A 21,390-nucleotide genomic window follows, 5' to 3' on the forward strand; every position below is an offset into this window, starting at 1 on the left:
CATCATTGTCATGACCATGAAGCGCCGTCACCTCCTCCGCGGCACAGCCGCACTCACCCTCACCGCGCTGCTCGGCGGAACCACGGCCGCCGCGGCGTACGCCGCACCCGGCGCCGGCCGGTCCGCGGCAGCCGCCGGGCCCGACGCCTGGATGTCGCAGCTCCCCGACCGCGTACTGCTGCGGGAGCTGACCGTTCCGGGCACCCACAACTCCGGTGCCCTGCACGGCGGTCCGTGGGCCGAGTGCCAGAACACGCCCATCGCCGAGCAGCTCTCGTCCGGCATCCGGTTCCTCGACATCCGCTGCCGCCTCTTCGACGGCTCGTTCGCCATCCACCACGGCCCGGCCTACCAGCACCTCAACTTCGACGACGTACTGGGCACCTGCCGCGACTTCCTGGCGTCCCGGCCGTCCGAGACGGTCCTGATGCGGGTGAAGCAGGAGTACTCGGAGGAGACCGCGGAGCACTTCCGTACCGTCTTCGAGGACTATCTGGACGGACGCGGCTGGCGCTCCCTCTTCCGGCTCGACCCCGCACTGCCGGACCTGGGAGACGCCCGCGGCAAGGTCGTGCTGCTCGGCGACTCCGACGGACTGCCCGGCGTGCGCTACGGCGATCCGCAGCTCTTCGACATCCAGGACGCCTACAACGACGAACCGGGTGCCAAGTACCCGCTGATCGAGGACCACTTCCGCAAGGCAGTCGCCCAACCCGGCAAGCTCTACGTCAACTTCGTCAGCACCGCTGCCTATCTGCCGCCCCGGTCCAACGCGGACCGTCTCAACCCACGCGTACGTGACCTGCTCGGCTCACCGGAGAACGCCGCGTGGCGGGGCCTCGGCATCGTGCCCATGGACTACCCGAACGAGCACGGACTCACCGAGGCCCTGCTGAAGCACCAGCCGTCGACGGCCGGTCACGTCACCGCTGTTTGATCTTTTCGCGCTTCACCTCCAGATTCACGAAGCGCGGCTCGCCGACGCACAGCGCACGTGCCTGATCGGCCACCTGCTGCGTCTCCGGGAGCTGGCTGTTCTCCATCGCCTTCTGGTACGAGGGGAATTCGACGATGTCCACGTAGTGGGTGGGCTTGTCGCGGTCCTGTGCGTGCATCTCGTGCAGCACGGTCCGCTTGCCCTCGGTGACCTTCATCCACTGTTCGAAGACGGCATCCAGCTCGTCGGCGTGGTTCGTCTCGTACTCGATGATCTGGACGAATGTCATTGGATGGCCTCCCGTCGTGGCCGGTCGCGATCGTACGGGGTCAGACACTGAGCGGCACCGAGTGGATCTCGTCCACGGAGTGCCCGGCCCGCTCGTGGGCGCGCCGTACGGCCTGCGCGGACGGCGCCTCGGACAGGCAGAACACCGTCCCCGACTCCGGATCGGCCCAGGCGTGCTCGAAGTGAACGCCCTCGGCATGCTCGGCCGCGAGATCGGCCCGGTGGGCGTTGTCGAGCTGCTCGGCGGTGATGCCGCTCATCCCGCGATGGACGTCCATGAATCTGGGCACAGCTCTCCACCTCCGGCGGCCGTGGTGAGGACCCCGGTGGGAGCCCGGTCGGGGCCCCACTCACTCCATGGTGCTACCGGTGGATGAAAACCCCCAAACCTGCATGCAACGCCCATAGAACGCCGGTCGGCGCGGGCGGCACCCGGAACCCTTCACACCGGTGACAAAGACGACCGCGCGCCGCAGGCGGGGCCTAGAGTCATGACGCCTTTTCCGTTCCAGGGGAGCGCTGATGAAAGACCAGTCGCCACCGGCCGAGAGCAAGACCGAGACCAAGAGCGAGAGCGAGACCGACAGCACCCAGCGGCGCGACGAGGGGGCGCCACTGGGAATCCTGTCGTGGCGGCCCGGCAGGCTCGTCATCGCCGTGATCGCGGCGGTCGCGGTGGTCGCGGCGGTCTCCACTGCGCTTGTGTTCGGTGGTGACTCAGGTACCGCCACCGTGGCGAAGTCCTCCAAGCCCCCGACGGTGGAGAAGCTGGCCTCGGCGCTGAAGTGCAAGGCCGACATCCAGAAGAAGGTCGAGGACTACCGCCTGGGAGTCTGCACGGCCAAGAAGACGAAGTACACGTTCGTCACCTTCAAGGACAACAGGGCCAAGCGCGGCTGGCTGGACTTCTCCAAGGACTACGGCGGCACCTACCTCGTCGGCTCCCGGTGGATCGTGGTGACGGACGCGCCGTCGAAACTCGGACCGATCCAGGGGAAGTGGGGCGGGACCGTCGAACGCGGCAAGAACCACGGCCAGGGCCACGGCCGCAACTGACCCCGCGGACGCTCCGGCCCCCGGCCTGCCGGCCTCCCGGCCCTCGCTCGGCGCCCGGCCTCAGCACCGCTGAACACCCTCAACGGCCGGGATCGCGGGCGGAGAGCGGCGTGGCGATGTCCTCGAGCGAACGCTGTTCCGCGGGGACGGCCAGGAACGCCGCGACCAGCCCTGCCGCACACATGAGTCCCGCACCGATCTGGAAGGCCAGGGCGGTCTCGCCGACCACTCCGCTCTCGGTCAGCTCCGAGAAGATCAGCGGTCCGCTGATGCCTCCGGCCGCGGTGCCCACGGCGTAGAAGAAGGCGATGGCCATGGCCCGGGTCTCCATCGGGAACACCTCGCTGACAGTGAGGTAGGCCGAACTGGCCCCGGCGGAGGCGAAGAAGAGCACGACGCTCCAGCAGGCGGTGAGCGTCGACGCGGACAGGTGGCCGCCGTCGAAGAGCCACGCGGTGCCGAACAGCAGCACACCGGACAGCAGATACGTACCGGAGATCATGATCCGGCGTCCCACCGTGTCGAAGAGCGAGCCGAGCAGGAGCGGCCCGAGGAAGTTGCCTGCCGCCATGACGGCGAAGTAGTAACCGACCGACCCCGACGGCACCTCGAAGAACGTCGTCAGGATGACGGCGAAGCCGAAGGTGATCGCGTTGTAGAGGAACGCCTGCCCGATGAAGAGGGAGAGCCCGAGCACGGCTCGCCTGCGGTAGTCGGCGAAGACGGTGCGCGCCACGACGACGAAGCCGATGCTCTTGCGCTGATGGATGGTCATCTCACCCGCAGGCTCGGGCAGCCGGTCGGCCCCGTGCCTTGCGGCCGCCTGCTCCTCCGCGTCCCGTACGACCGCCTCGGCCTCGTCGCCGCGTCCGTGGATGATCAGCCAGCGCGGGCTCTCCGGTACGTTCCGCCGTACGAGCAGCACGGCCAGTCCGAGGACGACGCCCAGCGCGAACGTCAGCCGCCAGCCGAGGTCCTTGGGGAAGATGTCCGTGTCGAGCATGAGGATGGACAGCAGCGCACCGGCCGCCGCCCCGAACCAGTAACTGCCGTTGATGATCAGGTCCACGCGGCCCCGGTACTTGGACGGGATCAGCTCGTCGATGGCCGAGTTGATGGCCGCGTACTCGCCGCCGATGCCGAAGCCGGTCAGGAACCGGAAGGCGAAGAACCACCAGCTGGAGAACGACAGGCCCGTCAGGGCGGTGGCCGTCAGATACACACCAAGAGTGACCATGAAGAGGTTCTTGCGGCCGAACTTGTCGGTCAGCCATCCGAAGAACAACGCGCCCGTGCAGGCGCCGGCGACATAGAGCGCCGCGGCCAGTCCGGTCACCTGGGCCGCGGTGATGGGCAGGCCGCTGCCCGACTCGGACAGGCGGCTCGCGATGCTGCCGACCGCAGTGACCTCCATCCCGTCGAGAATCCAGACGGTGCCCAGGCCGATCACGATCATCCAGTGCCAGCGCGACCACGGCAGCCGGTCGAGCCGTGCGGGAACGGCCGTGGTGACGATGCCCTTCGCTGGAGAACCGCCGGTTCCGTCGCCTGTCACCGCTCACACTCCCGCTCACCACGTACGTTCGCGACGCGCCCCGGCGCAGCCGGCGGGTGCCCGCCCTTGCGTGAAGCCAACGACCGCAGGTGTGCCCGTGTTGCGGGGAGACGTGGCGGCCCGTGTGCCCGGCGGGCCGGTGGACCCGGCCCAGCCCTCGAAAGTACTGACGGTCTTTCACCTAATAGGGTTACCGGGAGTTGCACCGCGATACGGGGAGGGGCATCATTCCCCGGACCAAGCCCCGACTGGCCTTGCTGTCCCCGTAGTTGGGCAGTCGGCGGCTCCATGTCCCCTGGAAGGTTCCCGTAGTTGATCACGCACGTCTTGAGCTCCCGGGCCCGCCGGTCCGTGCTGCTGAGCGCCGCCACCGTCATGGTCGGCGGCGCGATGGTCTCCGTTCCCGCCCATGCCGCCTCCGCGGACGGGCACTCCGATTCGACCGGTAACGCCACCGCTGTCGCGGCCCGTGCCGATCTCCAGGTGTCCGTGGCGGACGCCGCCAAGGTTCCGGTCAAGGCGTCCCTCAACTCCGTCAGCGCCCCCGAGGACGCCGAGGAGACGCTGCTGAGCGCCGAGGTGAAGGGCGCCAACAAGGGTCAGCCCCTCAAGCTGGTCCAGGCCGACGTCGCCCGCTCGGGCGCGAAGGCCGACGCGCGGCGCTCCACCGGCCACGTCAAGCTCGCCGGTCTCCGGGCCTTCGCACCCGGCCTGCTCGGCAAGCCGCTGGTGAGCGCGGATCTTCTCACCGCGACCGCCACCTGCAAGGCGGGCGAGAAGCCGATGGCCAAGGCCGACCTGGAGAACGTCTCCGTCCTCGGAAAGCCGGTCACCGTCAACGGAGTCGGCAGCCAGCAGGTCAAGGTGCCCGGCGTCGGCACCGTCGACGTCGCGCTGGAGCAGGAGACCACGAAGGCAGCGTCCGGAGCGGCGACGGCGCTGAAGCTGTCGTACGAGGTCAACCCGGCCAAGCTGAACATCGTGAAGGCCGCCGGCGAGATCGTGCTCTCCGAGGCCACCTGCCGTACGCCGGCGGGCGGCGGCGAAGAGGGGACCGGCGGCACCGGCGGCAACGAGCCCGGCCCGCAGACCGGCGAAGACGGCGGTGACGGCCTCGCCGAGACCGGAGGCAGCTCCGCCACGCCCTTCATCGCAGGGGCCGGCGCGCTCCTCGTCGCCGGAGGCGGAGCCATGTACCTGATCCGCCGCCGCGGCGCCCGCAGCACCAGCTGAGAGCCGCCCCGCACAGGCGGCACCGCATGAATCGCACGTTCGACGCGTGCGGGCGGGCCGCCTCGCTCCGACCGAGGCCCACCGCGCTTCCGCCCCCGGAGGCGCGGTGGGCCTCTCGCATTCCCTTACTTGCTGTGCACGATCTGGATGAGATTGCCGCAGGTGTCGTCCAGGACCGCGGTGGTCACCGGGCCCGTCTCCAGGGGCTCCTGGGTGAAGAGCACCCCGCGCTCGCGCAGCCGCGCGAACTCCGCGTGCACGTCGTCCACGGCGAAGGACGCGACCGGGATGCCGTCCTCTGCCAGCGCAGAGGTGTACGGCTTCACCGCGGGATGGCGGTCGGGCTCCAGCAACAGCTGGGTCCCGTCGGGATCCTCCGGCGAGACCACGGTCAGCCACCGGTCCTCGCCCAGCGGGACCTCGGTCTTCTTCACGAAGCCCAGCACGTCCGTGTAGAAGCGCAGTGCCTTGTCCTGGTCGTCTACGAAGACGCTCAGCAGGTGAATCCTCATGGTGTGCCCTCCGGTGCGTCGGGTCTGAGCCACCGGGTCACGATGAGCTCAAGGGGTTCGGTGTTCAGGTCGTGGAACTTGTAGCGGCCCTGTCTCCGCGAACGGACCAGACCCGCGGACTCCAGTACGACCAGGTGCTGACCGATCGCCTGCCGGGTCAGCCCCAGACCGTGCTTGGTTGCCAGCCGCGCGCAGATCTCGAACAGCGTCTGGCCGTCCCGTTCCACCAGCTCGTCGAGGATGCGCCGACGGGTGGGGTCGGCCAGTGCCTTGAAGACGTCCTCTGCCACGACTCCACAATAGGAAAGTGACGACTTACCTATCAAGCCCTCGGGCGGAATCCCCTGACCGGGCGGACGGCCTCCGCACGCGGCACGTGAGCAGGACCGGATCGCGGCGTCCTCAGTGCCGGCCGCCCGCCGGGGCCTCCCCTACAGAACTGCCGGGTCCGGGCTCTCCGCCGCGGGCGGGCCGACCAGTTCACCGAGGACGTCGTCCATCGTCACGAATCCGAGCACGGTGCCCTTCTCGCCCGTGACCGCGGCCAGATGGGTGCCGGCGGCGCGCATCACGGTCAGCGCGTCGTCGAGAGGGGTGTCGATCTCGACCGGGGTGATGGTGTGCAGCGCCTCCCGCGGGAAGGGCTCCTCGCGGGCGGTGACCCCGAGCGCGTCCTTGATGTGGAGATAGCCGAGGACGGTGTCTCCGGGGCCGGTGACCGGCAGCCGCGAGTACCTGGAGGCGGCAGCCGCCCGCTCCAGCTCCCGTGGTGTGACCTGGTGCCCGACGGTGACCATCCGGTCCAGCGGGACCATCACCTCCCCCACCGGCCGGTTGCCCAGTTCCAGGGCGTCCCGCAGACGTTCTCCGTCGTCCCGGTCCAGCAGCCCGGCGGCGCTGGAGGCCATGACGAGACCGATGAGCTCGTCGTCGGTGAAGACGGATTCGACTTCGTCCTTCGGCTCGACCCTCAGCAGGCGGAGCAGCACGTTGGCGAAGGCGTTGATCCCGAAGACGACCGGCCGGAGCGCCCGGGTGAGACCGATCAGGGCGGGGCCCAGGGCCAGCGCCGTACGGGCCGGGGCGGCCAGCGCGATGTTCTTGGGCACCATCTCCCCGATGAGCATGTGCAGGTACGTCGCCACGGTCAGCGCGATCACGAAGGCGATGGGGTGGGTCAGACCTGCGGGTACGCCGATCGCTTCGAACCCCGGCTCCAGGAGGTGGGCGATGGCCGGTTCGGCGACCGCTCCCAGGACCAGCGAGGAGACCGTGATGCCCAGCTGCGCCGTGGCCATCGCGGCCGAGAGGTGCCTCAGCCCCCACAGGACGGTCCTGGCTCGCTTCTCGCCCGCCTGTGCGCGGGGTTCGATCTGGCTGCGCCGTACGGAGATGAGCGCGAACTCCGCGCCGACGAAGAAGGCGTTGGTGATCAGCGTGAGGGCACCCACGACGAGTTGGATATCGGTCATCGGGCTTCCTCGTCGGTGTGCTCGGCAGGTGCGGTGACGCGGATCCGGCCGGCACGGTGATGGGCGACGTGCAGCACGGCGAAGGACCAGCCGGCCATGTCGAGCCGGTCGCCCTTGACCGGTATGCGCTCCAGATGTGCGGCCACGAGGCCGGCGAGGGTCTCGTAGGGGCCCTCCGGAGCGGCGAAGCCGATCTTCTCCAGCTGGTCGAGGCGGACACCGCCGTCCGCCTCCCACACCCGCCGGCCGTCGTCGCCGTGCGGCTCGGCCGGAGCGAGGTCGGGAAGGTCCTCGGGGTCGTGCTCGTCCCGTACTTCTCCGACGACCTCCTCCACGATGTCCTCGATGGTGGCCACGCCGGCGGTGCCGCCGTACTCGTCGACGACGATCGCCATGGTGCGGGCACGGCGCAGCGGCGCGAGGAGCCTGTCGACGGGGAGGGAGTCGGGCACGCGGAGCGGGTCGGTGGCCAGGTCCGCGACCCGCACCCCTGTCCTCGCCTGCTCGTCCAGCGCGAGGACGTCGCGGATGTGGACGGTGCCGAGGACGTCGTCGAGCGTGCCCCGGTACACGGGGAACCGCGACAGCCCTGTGGCCAGGGCGAGTTCGGCCGCCTGTGCTGCCGTGGCACGGGCCTCCAGTGCCTGGACGTCCACCCGGGGCGTCATCACGTTCTCCGCGGTCAGCTCGCCCAGGTGCATGGTACGGACGAAGAGTTCGGCCGAGTCCTCCTCGATGGCCCCTTCGCGCGCGGAGTGCCGTACGAGCGCGACCAGTTCCTCCGGCGACCGTGCGGAGGCGAGCTCCTCGGCCGGCTCGAGTCCGGCACGGCGGACCAGCCGGTTGGCCGTGTTGTTGAGGTGCCTGATCAGCGGGGCGAAAACCGCGGTGAAGGCGAGCTGGGGCCCGGCGACGATGCGGGCCACGGCCAGGGGGCTGGAGATCGCCCAGTTCTTCGGCACGAGTTCGCCGACGACCATCAGGAAGACGGTGGACAGTGTCACGCCCAGCACGGTCGCCACCGTGCTCACGGCGGTGCCGGGCAGACCCGCGAGCGTGAGGGGGTCTTGCAGCAGCACGGCCAGGGACGGCTCGGCGAGCATGCCGATGACCAGCGATGTCACGGTGATGCCCAGTTGCGCGCCCGACAGCTGGAACGTGAGGCGCTTGACGGCACGCAGAGCACCCGGAGCGCCGCGTTCACCGGCCTGGGCGGCACGCTCCAGCTCGCCCCGTTCGACGGTGGTCAGGGAGAACTCGGCGGCGACGAAGACGGCACATGCGAGTGTGAGCGCGACGGCGGCAAGGAGCAGAAGCACTTCGGTCACCGTGCCACCCCCGTCAGTCGCGGCGTCGGAACGGGCATGGCACGGCTGGGACTAGGAGGCTCACCCATTGCGGGACTGCTGCTCACTCTCGGGTCGGGGACGGCCGGAGGAACTTACCCTCCGCCACAGTAAAAGGATAGTAAACCGATTCCCTGGCGGGTGCAGGAGGCCAGGGCCGTGCTGCCGGGGGCGGGCGACGTGGATCACACACACATGCCCATGAGAGGTCCCCGGCGTCAACTGTCCGGCGTACAGGTGCAGATGTTCTCGTTCCGTGGGAACCACGGAACGAGACCCGCCCACCGGAACGAAGGAGCAGCGTGCTCGCACTGACCGATCAGTGGTCCCTGACGTGGAGCGTGGTGGCACTGCTGTCGGCCGGTGCGCTTACCGTGCTGAGCAGCGTCCGCCTGGCGACTCTCGGAGACGTCCTGGCAGACCGGACCGGCTGGGGCGAGGCCGTGTTCGGGGCGGTCCTGTTCGGACTGGTGACCAGCCTCTCCGGCATCGTCATGACCGGCGTCAGCGCGGCGGACGATCAACCGCAGCTCGCCTACGGCAACGCGGTGGGAGGCATCGCCGCGCAGACACTCGCCGTCGTCGCCGCCGACGCCTTCTACCGGCGGGCCAACCTGGAACACGCTGCGGCCTCCTTGCAGAACATCCTCTTCGGCTGCCTCCTGACGGGACTGCTCGGCGTCACGTTGATGGCGACGTTCAGCCCTGACGTCACCCTGCTCGGCGTGCACCCGGGATCAGTGGTGCTCGTCCTTCTCTACGCTGGTGGCCTGCGGCTCATCCACAGCAGCGAAGTACCCATGTGGCGAGCCGTGCGCACGCAGGAGACCGTGCCGGACGTGCCGCAGGAAGAAGGGCGCGCCGAGGAGCGCCACGGCAGGCTGCTCTGGGCGGAGTTCCTCGGGATCGCCCTGGTCGTGGTCGTCGGCGGCTGGGTCGTCACACGCAGTGCAGAAGGGGTCCTCTCCGGCACCGACCTGAAACCCGGCCTGGTCGGCGCCGGCATCATGGGCGTCATCAACGCCCTGCCGGAAACGGTCACGGCGATCGCGGCAGTGCGCCGAGGCGCCGTCACGCTGGCCGTCGCCGCCATCATCGGCGGGAACTGCCTGGACGTCCTGAACCTCGTCGTCGGCGACCTCGCATACACCCAGGGGTCGCTGTTCCACTCCGCGGGCCGGGACGAACTCTTCCTCACCAGCGCCGCCTTGGTGATGACTGCCGTCGTTCTCGGCGGGCTGCTCGTACGCCAGCGCCGGGGCTGGTTCAGGCTCGGCTTCGACGGCACCGTCCTCGTCGTGATCTACGCGACGACACTGGTGACTCTCGCCTTCTGACGAACGGGCCCTGGCCCATGCTCCTCAGGCGCCCGCCGGCAAAGCCCTTGCCCCTGGCGTCCGTTGAGGGGCCGGGAGCCTGCCTGACGCGAGGCGGGTTCAGATCCGCGGCTTGCGGGCCCGGAAGCGGATGCTGCGGCCCTGGGCATGCCGGTCGACCGCCGTCCCGGTGAACCCCGCGGCGGTCAGACGGCCGGGCAGGTGCCGCGGGTCGACGGGATTCATGGTGTCGCGGAAGTGCAGCAGCCGGAAGCGAAGACTGCTCTGGCTGTCGCTGCCGGCGAAGACGCCGCCCGGTCGCAGCACCCGGAAGGCTTCGGCGAAGATCTGATCCTGGAGTGCCCCGGTGGGGACGTGGTGCAGCATCGTGAAGCACACGACCGCCGAGAAGCTGCTGTCCGGCAAGGGCAGCGACGTGGCGTCGGCGTGCAGGATGCCGGCGCGGCCGCCCCACCGTTCCTGCAGCAGCCGCGCCGTGCCTTCGTCGATCTCGGCCGCGGTCAGGCGGGGCACCCTCTCCACCAGGACCCGGAGGTTCGCTCCGTAGCCAGGGCCGATCTCCAGTACGTCATCGCCCAGTTCGACGTCTTCGAGCGCCCAGGGGAGGATGCGTTCCTCCACGGCTCGTGCCCACTCTGCGGAACTGCACAGTTTGCGGTGTGCCTTGTTCATCGGCATGCGGCGACGTTACGACCGTCCGGTCCATGTCCACCACGGGCTAGGCTGCCGGTTCATGTCGCCATCCGGACACGACTCCGCATCGGTCGGCCCCGCAGCGGCCCTCGTCGTCGGTGACTTCACCATGGAGAGGGGAAGTTGGTTTCCCCCGCACCGGCATCCGGAGCACCAGCTGGCGTGGTGCGACAGGGGCATGCTGAGGGTCCGGACCGAGCTGGGCACCTGGCTGTTGCCGCCGTCGTTGGCCCTCTGGATCCCGGCAGGTGTCTCCCACGCGACCGGGGCAGTGGGGGCAGCCCTGATGCGCAGCCCTTACGTGGTGCCGGACGGCTGCCCGGTGCCGTGGACGGAGCCGACGGTCGTGCGGGTGGGTCCGCTGCTGCGAGCTCTCATCGGTCACCTGCGGCGTACGGACCTCGCCCCTGACGCCCGTCGACGTGCCGAGGCCGTGCTCTTCGACGTACTGGCCCCGGTCTCGGTGGCGAACCTCGCGCTGACGAGACCCCAGGACCAGCGGGCCCGCGTCGTGGCGCAGGGCCTGATCGACGACCCCTCGGACAACCGGACCCTGGAGGAGTGGAGCACGGGGACGGGCGCCGGCGCGCGCACCCTCGCACGCCTCTTCGCCTCGGAGACGGGGATGACCTTCGGGAGGTGGCGGGAGCGGCTGCGGATGCAGCTGGCGATGCCGCTGCTCGCCGAGGGAAGGCCGGTCGAGTCCGTGGCCCGCCGTGTCGGATACATGTCGGGGAGTTCCTTCGTCGCGGCGTTCCACCGCATCGTGGGCCTGACCCCGGGACAGTACTTCCGCCGGGATGCCGCCCCAGGTCACCCCGGCGAACTGAAGTGACCGGGCGCCGTCCCGGCCGAGAGCGACGCCGGACCGGGCGCAGTTCCGCAGCTGCGATGCATTGACTGAAGGCGGATTGCATTTGCCATACGACTTCTCCCGATGTCTTGCAGATGCGAGATCGCCCGCATACCTTGCACTCATGCAGAGCTACACGATCGGTCAGGCGGCTCGCCTGCTGGGCGTAAGCCCCGACACGGCCCGCCGGTGGGCCGACGCCGGCAGAGTCGCGACCCACCGCGACGACGGGGGCCGGCGTCTCATCGAGGGCAAGGACCTGGCCGCCTTCTCCGTGGAGGTGGGCCAGGGCGGCATCGGTGAGGACGGGGTCTCATACACCTCCGCTCGGAACGCCTTCCCCGGCATCGTGACCGCCGTCAAGGTCGGCGACGTAGCGGCGCAGGTGGAGATCCAGGCCGGCCCCCACCGGCTCGTGTCGCTCCTGACCCGCGAGGCGGTCGAGGAGCTGGGCCTGGAAGTCGGTATGGAGGCCACCGCCCGCGTGAAGTCGACCAGCGTGCACATCGACCGCCCCTGACCGGACTCGAATCGCACCGAATCGAACCGAACCGCACCGCACCGGACTTGACCGCACGGGAGCCGTCCCCCTCCCCAGGCTGTTCACCCCCAAGGAGCCTCAACTTCGATGTCGTCCACGTCGTCCACGGTCACATCACGACGCACTGCCGCCGCAGTTCTCACTGCTGCCCTCCTTGTGCCGCTCGCCGCTTGCGGAAACGGCCAGAAGGACGGCGGCACCAACAGCGAGCCCGGTGGCGCCCCGAAGGCCGATCTGACGGTCCTGGCCGCCTCCTCACTCACCGACGTCTTCAAGACCGCGGGGAGGACGTACGAGAAGGAGAACCCGGGCACCAAGCTGAAGTTCTCCTTCGCCGGCTCCCAGGAACTAGCCGCCCAGGTCAGGCAGGGCGCCCCCGCCGACGCCCTGGTCACCGCCGACACCAAGACCATGGACGGGCTGAAGTCCGACGCCGGCAAGCCGACCGTCATCGCGAAGAACCGACTGGTCATCGTCACCCGCAAGGGCAACGCGGAGAAGGTCGGGAACCTCAAGGACCTCGCCGACCCCAAGCTGAAAGTCGTACTCGCCGCTCCCGAGGTGCCCGTCGGCCGCTACAGCCGGCAGGTCCTGGACAGGCAGAAGGCCGACGTGAACCCGGTCTCCCAGGAAGCCAACGTCCGGGCCGTCCTGAGCAAGGTCGAGCTGGGAGAGGCCGACGCGGGCATCGTCTACAGGACCGACGCCGCCACTGTCCCCGGCAAGGTCGACGCGATCAGGATTCCCGATGAGGAGAACGCCGTCGCCTCCTACCCCGCCGCCACCCTGAAGTCGTCGAAGAACTCCAAGGCCGCGGCCGGCTTCGTGAAGTGGCTCAGCACCCCGGAGGCGCAGAAGCTCCTGCGGGACGCGGGCTTCCAGAAGCCCTGACGTGATCGTGAGGCCACTGACGTGATCGTGGAACTCCGGGGCCGCCCGGTGACACGCGTCGCCGCACAGCCCGCGTCCGCACTGAGAACCCGTCAACTCCCCCTCTGGAAGCGTCGATGAGCCGCCCGCGCGCCCCCGGCACCCGCACCCCGGTCACCCTCGCGGTGCCGGCCCTGCTGGCGATCGCGTTCCTGCTGCTGCCGCTGACCGGCATCCTCGCCCGCACCGAATGGGGCGAACTCGGCACGCACTTGACCAGCCCCGAGGTCACCGTCGCGCTACGGCTGTCGCTGCTGGTGTCCTTCTGCGCGCTCGGGCTGTCGCTCGTACTCGGCGTACCGCTGGCCTGGCTGCTGGCCCGCGTCAGCTTCCCCGGCAAGGCTCTGGTGCGTTCGCTCGTGCTGCTGCCGATGGTGCTGCCACCGACGGTCGGCGGTGTCGCGCTGCTGCTCGGCTTCGGCCGCCGGGGCCTCCTCGGGCCGTGGCTGGAGAACGACCTGGGCATCGTCCTGCCGTTCCACACCTCGGGCGCCGTCGTCGCCGCGACGTTCGTCGCGATGCCGTTCCTGGTCATCAGCCTGGAGGGCACCATCGCGGGGCTGCGCACGAGTTACGAGGAGACCGCGGCGTCCCTCGGCGCCTCCCCGGTACGGGTGTTCCTCACCGTCACCCTCCCGCTGGTCGCACCGGGTCTCGCCGCCGGCGCCGCACTGACCTGGGCCAGGGCGCTCGGCGAGTTCGGCGCGACGATCACCTTCGCCGGCAACCTTCCCGGGACGACGCAGACTCTCCCCCTGGAGGTCTACCTGCTCCTCCAGGACCAGCCGCAGGCCGCCACCTCCGTCTCGCTCCTGCTTCTCGCCGTCGCCATGGCCGTCCTCGTCGCACTGCGCGGCCGCTGGACGGGCACCACGGCCGCCCGGCCCGGCAACGGAGCCGCCCGGCCCGGCAACGCGGACGACCGGCCTGCGGAAGAGAACGAGAAACCGGCGGAAGTCACCCCCGACGCACCGGTCGCCACCACGGCGGCGCCCTCGGCCCCGCAGCGGCAGTCGCCGCTCCGCGCGGAGGTCAGCGGCTTCAACGACGTCACCCTTGACGCTCCCGCCGGCACCACCATCGCCGTCGTCGGGCCCAACGGCGCCGGCAAGACCACGCTCCTGCGCGCCCTCCTCGGACTCACCCCGCGGGCCCACGCCCGACTGCGCCTCGGCGACGTGGACGTCACGAACCTGCCGCCGCACCGCCGCGGCGTGGCCTGGGTGCCGCAGGACGGAGCGCTCTTCCCGCACCTGAGCGCCCTCGCGAACACCGCGTACGGCCTGCGCACCCAGGGCGTACGACGGACCGAGGCACGCCGCGGCGCGCAGGAGTGGCTGGACCGGCTCGGCGTCGGAGACCTCGCACGGCGCAGGCCCTCGCAGCTCTCCGGCGGCCAGGCCCAACGCGTCGCCCTCGCACGGGCGTTGGCCGCCCGGCCCCGGCTGCTGCTCCTGGACGAGCCGCTCGCCGCGCTCGACCAGACCACCCGCGCCCGGGTGCGCCGCATGCTGCGCGCACATCTCGAAGGCTTCGGCGGCGTATGCCTGATGGTCACCCACGACCCGGTCGAGGCCATCTCGCTCGGCGGCCGCGTACTCGTCCTCGACGACGGACGGACCCTTCAGGACGACACCCCCGGCGAGGTCTCCCGTCACCCCCGCTCCCCTTGGGTGGCCCGGATGCTCGGCCGCAACGCCTGGACCTGCACGGCCACTTCGGACGGGACGCTGTCACTCGCCGCCGGAGGCACCCTCGTCGCCGCCGACCCCGCGACGCCCGGGACGACGACGCTGGCGATCATCGCCCCCGAGGCCGTCTCCCTGCACCGCGAACGTCCCTCCGGCAGCCCCCGCAACAACTGGCCCGGAACCGTCCGGGAGATCACCGCCGTGGGCAGCCGCCTCCGCGTCGTCGTCGCCTCGGACCAAGTCCCCGATCTCGTCGCCGAGATCACCCCGCAGGCCGCGGCCGAACTCGGCCTGGCGGACGGAACTCCCGTGTGGACCAGCGTCAAGGCCACCGAGATCACGCTCGTCACTCCCTAGAGACCGCCCGTACGGTCGGCGCGCAGTGCCGGAACTCCACGCTTTCCGGCACCGGCCGGTATCCCGGCCCCTCCTCCGGGCGCCGGTCCCGTCCGGGCTCTCCAGCAAGGCACCGGCCTGCCGCCTCAGGACCGTCTCGTCCTCCGGAGGACGGCTTTGCCGCGGGGCAGCGAAGGCCGCATGAGCCCCGGCACCGGGCCGCAGCGCGGCGGCGTGCGGCCGGACCGCTGCTCCGGTCGACCCCGGCACCGCACACCCCGGCCAGGTCCCGGGCGCAGAGCTTAGGCTGGGGTGCGACCACCTGAGGAGGCACCTGAGGAGGCTCTGTGTCCGTGGCTGAGGACCCCGCTCCGGGGAAGTCCGGGTTGCGATCCGGCTCGGGCGGTTCCGGCCGGCGCGCACCGCTGCGGGACCAGGTCCACGACGCGCTGCAGGCCAGGATCAGTCAGGGCGTCCTGCGGCCGGGCGACCGGATCTTCGAACAGGAGGTCGCCGCCGAGTTCGGTGTGTCCCGGGTGCCGGTGCGCGAAGCCATCCGCATGTTGCAGAGCGGGGGTCTGGTCGACGTGCTGCCGCAGCGGCGCGGGGTCTTCGTACGCAGTCTCGGCCGCCGGCAGGTCGAGGAGCTCTTCGACGTCCGCGAGGCACTGGAGGTGCTGGCGGCGAGGCTGGCGGCGGAGCGTGCGCCCTCGGAGACCGCGGACCGGCTCGGCGAGCTGGCCGGCCGGGCACGCCGCGCGTGGGAGGCGGGTGAGGTCGAGGCGATGTCCGATGCCAACGCCGAGTTCCACGACCAGCTCGTCGTGTTGTCCGGCAACGAGGTGCTCGCGTCCATGCTGGAGCCGCTGCACGGGCGTCTGGCGTGGCTGTTCCGGATCAACCGGGAGCCCGACCGGGTGTGCGGCGAGCACGAGGAACTGCACGCCGCGGTCGTGGCCGGGGATGTGGAGCGGGCGCAGGACGTGGCGCGGCGGCACGTGCGGTCGAGTCGCATGATGGTCCTCGACCGCGTCCTGTACTGAGGCTGCCTCCCGGCGCTCACAGGCGTACGGGCAGGGGACCGGTCACGAACTCCGCTGCCCGTGGCAGGGAGGTTCCCCTGACCACAGGAAGGTCCCGTCCCCTGATCACAGGGAGGTCCCCTGATCGCAGCGAGACTCGATACCCGGGGTGCCGAGGGGTCGGGCGAGTTCCGGCTCGTCATGGCGCGGCGAGGTCCGTGCGCTCATCCTGTGCGTCAACTCTTGACCCCGGAGCCGACCACTCCTAGCTTACGTATACGTTCAAATATACTTTCGCATGGCGGAAGAAAGCATCCGTTTCGCGGTAACTAGGAGCAGCCATGTCTCCTGAGCACGCCCACGCCACAACCGCGGTGACCTCCTTGGAGCCGCCACCTCATCACCCGGCCCTGCCTCTCAGCTCACGTCTGTACAACGAGGACCTCGCGCCGCCCGTCGAACGCCGCTGGAAGACGTACAGCATCTTCGCGCTGTGGATGAACGATGTGCACAACATCGGCAACTACACGTTCGCCGCCGGTCTGTTCGCGATCGGACTCGGTGCCGTCCCCTCGTTCTTCGCCCTGCTCATCGGGATCCTCGTCGTGTTCTGGGGCATGAACCTGATGGGACGCATGGGGCAGAAGACGGGGGTGCCGTTCCCCGTGATGTCCCGCATCAGCTTCGGCATCCACGGCGCGCAGATCCCGGCGCTGATCCGTGCCGTGATCGCCATCGCCTGGTACGGCATCCAGACCTACCTCGCCTCGCTCGCGGTGGTCGTGCTCGCGCTGCGCATCGATCCGGGCCTGAGGCCGATGACCGAGGACTCGATTCTGGGCCTGTCCAGCCTCGGATGGATCTGCTTCATCGGACTCTGGGCGGTTCAACTGGTGATCCTCAGCTTCGGCATGGAGATCATCCGCAAGTTCCAGGACTGGGCGGGCCCGGCCGTCTGGCTCGTCATGCTGGCGATGGCGGTGTGGATCGTCGTGCTCGCCGGTGACCGGATCTCGTGGACACCGCCGGACGCGCTGACGGGCTCGGCGATGTGGTGGCAGATGCTCGGCGCCGCCGGGCTGACGATCTCCACGTACGGCACGTTGATGCTGAACTTCTGCGATTTCTCGCGCTTCTCGCCCGACACCCGCTCGGTCATCAGGGGCAACTTCTGGGGACTTCCGGTGAACTTCACCGCGTTCGCGATGGTTTCGATCATCGTCACCGCCGGGGCGTACACCCTCTTCGGTGAGATCATCACCGACCCTGCCAAGATCATTGCGAAGGTGCCGAATACGTTCGTCCTGGTCGTCGGGGCGGTGATGTTCGCCTTCGCCACCATCGGCGTGAACATCGTCGCGAACTTCGTCTCGCCCGCGTACGACCTGGCGAACCTCGCGCCGAAGTACATCAACTTCCGTCGCGGCGGGATCATCAGCGCCGTGCTTGCCGTCGCGGTACTGCCGTGGAACCTCTACAACAGCCCGACCGTGGTGAACGTCTTCCTCGCCGGACTCGGCGCCGTCCTCGGCCCGCTGTTCGGGGTGATCATGGTGGACTACTGGCTGCTGCGCCGGGCGAGGATCAACGTCCCCCAGCTCTACACCACGGCCCCGGACGGCGAGTACGCCTACCGCCGAGGCTTCAACCCCCGTGCGCTGATCGCCTTCCTGCCGTCCGCCGCGATCGCGACCGTGCTCGCGCTGCTGCCCGCCTTCGAGGTCCTCTCGGCGTTCTCCTGGTTCATCGGTGCCGTGCTGGCCGGGGTCCTCTACTTCGTGGTCGCGGACAGGAACCAGACCTTCACCGACGTCTCGGGCGAACACCTGGGGCAGAGCACTGTCGCCGCCGGAATCCACTGAGCCGGCCGTGCGGGCGGCGGCCGGTCGTCGCCACTCCACGGCAACGAACCCTGAAGGAGCCGCATGCGCATCGTCGTCGCCAACGTCAACACGACCGGGAGCGTGACCGAGGCCATCCGCCAGCAGGCGGTGAAGGCCGCCGCGCCCGGGACCGAAATCGTGGCGGTGACACCGGAGTTCGGGCCGGAATCCGTGGAGTGCAACTTCGAGAGCTACCTCTCGGCGGTCGCCGTGATGGACCGCCTCCAAGCAGTCGGGGAACCTTTCGACGCAGTCGTGCTGGCCGGATTCGGCGAACACGGCAAGGAGGGCGTGGCCGAACTCCTCGGCAAACCGGTCGTGGACATCACCGAGGCCGCCGCGCACACGGCCTGCCTGCTCGGCCGGCGCTTCTCCGTGGTGACGTCGCTGCGGCGCACCAGGGGGCAGATCCACGACCGGTTGCAGCTGATCGGGCTGGCGTCCCGGTGCGCCTCGGTCCGCGCCACCGAGATGACGGTTCTCGACCTGGAGGACGATCTCGAACGTACTGGTGAGCGCGTTGTCGAGGAGGTGACCTGGGCGGTGGAGGCCGACGGCGCCGACGTCATCTGCCTGGGGTGCGCGGGCATGGCGGGCGTTGCCGAGCGTGTACAGGCCGAGGTCGGGGTGCCGGTGGTCGACGGTGTCACGGCGGGGGTCGCCCTCGCGGAGTCCCTCGTACGGCTCGGTCTCAGCACCTCCAAGGTCGGCAGCTGGGCGCCACCGCCGCCGAAGAGGATCACGGGCTGGCCCATCCCCCGGCGGTGAACGAGCGTGCCGGGGGCAGCGCGGCCTCCCGGCCAGGAAGCCGACGGGGGCCGCAGATGTCCTGCCGCGCGGACGTCGGCCCCTGCCGAGGTCAGCGGTCCAGGTTCCGCAGGTACTTGCCGAACTTCTCCAGGCCGTCGATGTTGCGGGGGCCGCTGATGCCCTCGTTGTAGTCGAGTATGAAGAAGTTGTTCTTCTTCACTGCGGGCAGTTCCCTGGTCTGCGGTGACTTCTTGAGGAAGTCGATCTTCTTCTTGGCGGGCTTGTCGCCGTAGTCGAGGATGATGACGACCTCGGGCTCGGACTTGGTGACGCTTTCCCAGTTCACCTGCGTCCAGCGCTGGTCGAGGTCCGAGAAGACGTTCTTCCCGCCGGCCTTCTCGATGATGTCGTTCGGCGGGACCTGATTTCCCGCGGTGAAGGGCTGGTCGGTGCCGGAGTCGTAGAGGAAGACCGGTACGGGATCGCCCTTGGGCGCCTTTGCGGACACGGCCTTCTCGCGCTGCCTGAGGTCGTCGACGACCTTCTTCGACTTCTCCTCCACCTTGAAGATCTTCCCGAGCCGTTCGAGGTCGGTGTACAGAGCTTCGAAGGGCTTCTTCTTCTCAGGGTGCTTCGGGTAGTTGTAGCAGCTCTCGGTGTGCATGAAGCTCTGGATCTTGAGCTTGTCGAGGATCTCGGGTGTGATGCCGCGCTGGTCGCTGAAACCGGAATTCCAGCCGGCCACCACGAAGTCGGCCTTCGCGTCGACGACGACTTCCTTGTTCAGGAGATCGTCGCTGAGCTTCTTCACCTTGGCGTATTCGGACGCCCACGGCGACTCCTTCACGGGAGGGTTGGCCGGTGGCATCACGTAGCCGTACACGTGGTCGGTCAGTCCGAGGCTGAAGAGCTTGTCGGCGCTGCCGCCCTCGTAGGCGACCGTGCGCTTGGGAACGGTGTATTCGACCGGCTCTCCGCACCTCTTGACGGTGGCCTTCTCAGACTTCTTCCCGTCGGTTGCGACATCGGCACCGCATCCCGTGAGCAGGAGTGCGGCAGCCGCGGTCGACCCCATGACGGCGCGTCGCCGTGCGGAGTTCAGTGGCCGGGTGGAGTGCATGACGTGTCACTTCCGTTCGGTGATGAAGGGGTGAGGGTGAGGGAGTACAGCAGTTGCGGATCGCCCGTCAGCGGGTGGCTGACGACGGTGGTGCGGACACCGAAGACGTCGTGAACCATCTCCGGCGTCAGGACCTTCTCGGGAGTCCCGGAGGCGACCAGGCGTCCTTCGGAAAGCACGCCGAGCCGGTCGCAGGCCGCTGCGGCGAGGTTGAGGTCGTGCAGGACGACCAAGGTGGTCAGGCCGGTGCGGCGCAGCAGCGAGAGCAGCTCCACCTGGTGACGTACGTCGAGGTGGTTGGTCGGCTCGTCGAGCACGAGGATCTTCGGCTCCTGGACGAGAGCGCGGGCCACGAGAACGCGTTGCCGCTCGCCTCCCGAAAGCGTCAGCACGCCCCGCCGGGCCAGGTGAGAGATGTCGAGCTGCTCCATGGCCCGCTCGCACAGCTCCCGCTCCCTGGCACTGAGCACCTGGTTGCCCCGGATGTGGGGCGTACGGCCGAGAGCGACGACTTCCTCGACGGTGAAGTCGAGTTCGACCTCCCCGTCCTGAGCGAGGGCGGCAACCACCTGGGCACTTCGCCGCATGCTCAGACGGGAGAGTTCCTCCTCACCGATCCGCACGGCACCGGAACTCGGGCGCAGGGCACGGTAGATGCACCTCAGCGCGGTGGACTTGCCGCTTCCGTTGGGTCCGACGAGGCCGACGCACCGGCCGTCCGGCACGTTCAGGGAGAGGTCGCTCAGGAGCTTCTTGCCGTCGGTGACGACGGAGAGCTGATCGAGGGTGAGGTCCATGTCAACGGCCTCCGAACATGTAGGCCTTGCGGCGCATCAGCGTGACGAACACCGGGACGCCGACCAGAGCGGTGATGACCCCGAGAGGCAGTTCCCGCGGAGCCACCAGCGTCCGGGCCACCAGGTCCACCCACACCATGAAGACGGCTCCGACGAGCGGACTGACCGCGAGAACCCGCGCATGCGTGGACCCGACGACCATGCGCACCAAGTGGGGCATGACCAGGCCGACGAAACTGATGGCACCGCTCACGGCGACCATGGCACCGGTCACGAGCGAGACGAGAACGAGGAGCCCCTTGCGGTGCCGGTCGGGGTCGACGCCCAGGCTCGCCGCCGTTTCGTCACCGAGCGCCATCACGTCCAGGGCGCGGCTGCAGCGGTTCAACACGGACAACCCGAGCACCACCGCCAGCGCCACGGCGGGCAGAGCCGCCCACGTCGCGGCACCGAAGCTCCCCATGGTCCAGTACAGAACCGTGCTGGTGGCCTCGCTGTTGGGGACCAGATAGATGATCACGCTCATCACGGCCTGGAAACCGAGCGCCATGGCGACGCCCGTCAGGATGAGACGCAGCGGGGACATCCCGGCCCGGCCGGCGGCAGCGGCGTACACGAGGGCGGATGCCGCCAGCGCGCCCAGGAAGGCTCCGGCGGACATGGCGTAGACCCCGAGCCCCGCGAGTCCTCCTGTGACGGTGACGCCGACCGCACCGACGGACGCTCCGGACGAGACGCCCAGGACGTACGGGTCGGCCAGCGCGTTGCGCACCATCGCCTGGACGGCGACACCGATGGTGCTCAGCCCCGCCCCGACGAGTGCGGCCAGCAGCACACGTGGCGTGCGGATCTCCCAGACGATCTGGTACGTCGACGCCTCGCCCGCGCCGATCTTCCCGCCGCTCAGGGCCGCCCACAGGTACCGGGCGGTGTCGGCGGGCGTGATCACCGCGGTTCCGAGGCCGATCGCGACGACGACCGACACGAGCAGCAGAGCGAAGAGGACGACGCAGGCCGTCGTCAGCCTCATGCGTGAGG

Annotated in this window: 22 protein-coding genes; 11 read left to right on the top strand and 11 right to left on the bottom strand. The window is 69.5% G+C overall.

What is annotated here, in order from left to right:
- Positions 1–16: 16 nt before the first annotated feature.
- A complete protein-coding gene (locus AN215_RS07690) occupies positions 17–937 on the top strand; it encodes a phosphatidylinositol-specific phospholipase C (protein ID WP_070013912.1) in 921 nt (306 codons plus the stop codon).
- Here AN215_RS07690 and AN215_RS07695 read toward each other — a convergent pair.
- Both AN215_RS07695 and AN215_RS07700 read right to left on the bottom strand, forming a co-directional pair.
- Positions 924–1,226: a hypothetical protein gene (locus AN215_RS07695; RefSeq protein WP_070013331.1), complete on the bottom strand. Its 303-nt coding sequence runs from the start codon at positions 1,224–1,226 to the stop codon at positions 924–926. The genes AN215_RS07690 and AN215_RS07695 overlap by 14 nt on opposite strands.
- A 40-nt stretch (positions 1,227–1,266) precedes the next feature.
- Entirely contained in the window at positions 1,267–1,515 is a 249-nt protein-coding gene (locus tag AN215_RS07700) for an SCO4226 family nickel-binding protein (protein ID WP_070013330.1), read from the bottom strand.
- Between the two features lie 232 nt (positions 1,516–1,747).
- Here AN215_RS07700 and AN215_RS07705 point away from each other — a divergent pair, with 232 nt between their 5' ends.
- Entirely contained in the window at positions 1,748–2,281 is a 534-nt protein-coding gene (locus AN215_RS07705; protein WP_070013329.1) for a hypothetical protein, read from the top strand.
- 79 nt (positions 2,282–2,360) lie between these two features.
- Here AN215_RS07705 and AN215_RS07710 read toward each other — a convergent pair whose 3' ends face one another.
- Positions 2,361–3,836, bottom strand: coding sequence for an MFS transporter (locus tag AN215_RS07710; protein ID WP_070013328.1), 1,476 nt, complete (start codon positions 3,834–3,836; stop codon positions 2,361–2,363).
- Between the two features lie 312 nt (positions 3,837–4,148).
- Here AN215_RS07710 and AN215_RS07715 point away from each other — a divergent pair, with 312 nt between their 5' ends.
- Complete coding sequence (locus AN215_RS07715; protein WP_070013327.1) at positions 4,149–5,069, top strand: SCO1860 family LAETG-anchored protein; 921 nt, start codon at positions 4,149–4,151, stop codon at positions 5,067–5,069.
- Between the two features lie 125 nt (positions 5,070–5,194).
- On the opposite strand, the gene AN215_RS07720 is transcribed toward AN215_RS07715, so the two are convergent.
- From AN215_RS07720 to AN215_RS07735, 4 genes are all read right to left on the bottom strand, one after another.
- Positions 5,195–5,581: a VOC family protein gene (locus tag AN215_RS07720; RefSeq protein WP_070013326.1), complete on the bottom strand. Its 387-nt coding sequence runs from the start codon at positions 5,579–5,581 to the stop codon at positions 5,195–5,197.
- On the bottom strand, positions 5,578–5,871 hold the full coding sequence (locus AN215_RS07725; RefSeq protein WP_070013325.1) for an ArsR/SmtB family transcription factor: 294 nt from the start codon (positions 5,869–5,871) through the stop codon (positions 5,578–5,580). Before AN215_RS07725 ends, AN215_RS07720 begins: the two co-directional genes overlap by 4 nt.
- 141 nt (positions 5,872–6,012) lie before the next feature.
- A complete protein-coding gene (locus tag AN215_RS07730; RefSeq protein ID WP_070013324.1) occupies positions 6,013–7,053 on the bottom strand; it encodes a hemolysin family protein in 1,041 nt (346 codons plus the stop codon).
- A complete protein-coding gene (locus tag AN215_RS07735; protein WP_070013323.1) occupies positions 7,050–8,381 on the bottom strand; it encodes a hemolysin family protein in 1,332 nt (443 codons plus the stop codon). The genes AN215_RS07730 and AN215_RS07735 overlap by 4 nt, the downstream gene beginning before the upstream one ends.
- 320 nt (positions 8,382–8,701) lie before the next feature.
- On the opposite strand from AN215_RS07735, the gene AN215_RS07740 reads away from it, so the two are divergent.
- A complete protein-coding gene (locus tag AN215_RS07740) occupies positions 8,702–9,736 on the top strand; it encodes a sodium:calcium antiporter (RefSeq protein ID WP_245694337.1) in 1,035 nt (344 codons plus the stop codon).
- Between the two features lie 99 nt (positions 9,737–9,835).
- On the opposite strand, the gene AN215_RS07745 is transcribed toward AN215_RS07740, so the two are convergent.
- Complete coding sequence (locus AN215_RS07745) at positions 9,836–10,414, bottom strand: class I SAM-dependent methyltransferase (RefSeq protein ID WP_070013322.1); 579 nt, start codon at positions 10,412–10,414, stop codon at positions 9,836–9,838.
- A 55-nt stretch (positions 10,415–10,469) separates the two neighbouring features.
- Between AN215_RS07745 and AN215_RS07750 the strand changes: the two genes are divergently transcribed.
- The 7 genes from AN215_RS07750 to AN215_RS07780 all read left to right on the top strand — a co-directional run bounded on the left by AN215_RS07750 (position 10,470) and on the right by AN215_RS07780 (position 18,453).
- Positions 10,470–11,264, top strand: a complete 795-nt coding sequence (locus tag AN215_RS07750) for an AraC family transcriptional regulator (RefSeq protein WP_070013321.1) — start codon at positions 10,470–10,472, stop codon at positions 11,262–11,264.
- Between the two features lie 142 nt (positions 11,265–11,406).
- On the top strand, positions 11,407–11,802 hold the full coding sequence (locus AN215_RS07755) for a TOBE domain-containing protein (RefSeq protein ID WP_070013320.1): 396 nt from the start codon (positions 11,407–11,409) through the stop codon (positions 11,800–11,802).
- Positions 11,803–11,910: 108 nt separating this feature from the next.
- Positions 11,911–12,714 (top strand): molybdate ABC transporter substrate-binding protein, encoded by an 804-nt coding sequence (modA, locus tag AN215_RS07760; RefSeq protein WP_070013319.1) that lies wholly within the window; start codon positions 11,911–11,913, stop codon positions 12,712–12,714.
- 116 nt (positions 12,715–12,830) lie between these two features.
- Entirely contained in the window at positions 12,831–14,801 is a 1,971-nt protein-coding gene (locus AN215_RS07765) for an ABC transporter permease (protein ID WP_070013318.1), read from the top strand.
- A gap of 332 nt (positions 14,802–15,133) precedes the next feature.
- A complete protein-coding gene (locus AN215_RS07770) occupies positions 15,134–15,823 on the top strand; it encodes a GntR family transcriptional regulator (protein ID WP_245694338.1) in 690 nt (229 codons plus the stop codon).
- Positions 15,824–16,143: 320 nt separating this feature from the next.
- Positions 16,144–17,664 carry an NCS1 family nucleobase:cation symporter-1 gene (locus tag AN215_RS07775; RefSeq protein ID WP_070013317.1) on the top strand — a complete coding sequence of 507 codons (1,521 nt, stop codon included), beginning with the start codon at positions 16,144–16,146 and terminating at the stop codon, positions 17,662–17,664.
- Between the two features lie 63 nt (positions 17,665–17,727).
- Positions 17,728–18,453, top strand: coding sequence for an aspartate/glutamate racemase family protein (locus tag AN215_RS07780; RefSeq protein WP_070013316.1), 726 nt, complete (start codon positions 17,728–17,730; stop codon positions 18,451–18,453).
- Positions 18,454–18,544: 91 nt separating this feature from the next.
- Here the strand turns inward: AN215_RS07780 and AN215_RS07785 are convergent, their stop codons facing one another.
- From AN215_RS07785 to AN215_RS07795, 3 genes are read right to left on the bottom strand one after another with little or no spacing between them, the layout of a single operon-like run.
- Positions 18,545–19,555, bottom strand: coding sequence for an ABC transporter substrate-binding protein (locus AN215_RS07785; protein WP_070013315.1), 1,011 nt, complete (start codon positions 19,553–19,555; stop codon positions 18,545–18,547).
- Entirely contained in the window at positions 19,534–20,352 is an 819-nt protein-coding gene (locus tag AN215_RS07790) for an ABC transporter ATP-binding protein (RefSeq protein ID WP_070013314.1), read from the bottom strand. Before AN215_RS07790 ends, AN215_RS07785 begins: the two co-directional genes overlap by 22 nt.
- A gap of 1 nt (position 20,353) precedes the next feature.
- Entirely contained in the window at positions 20,354–21,382 is a 1,029-nt protein-coding gene (locus tag AN215_RS07795; protein WP_070013909.1) for a FecCD family ABC transporter permease, read from the bottom strand.
- Positions 21,383–21,390 lie beyond the last annotated feature (8 nt).

Source organism: Streptomyces abyssalis (assembly GCF_001751365.1).
Taxonomy (GTDB): domain Bacteria; phylum Actinomycetota; class Actinomycetes; order Streptomycetales; family Streptomycetaceae; genus Streptomyces; species Streptomyces abyssalis.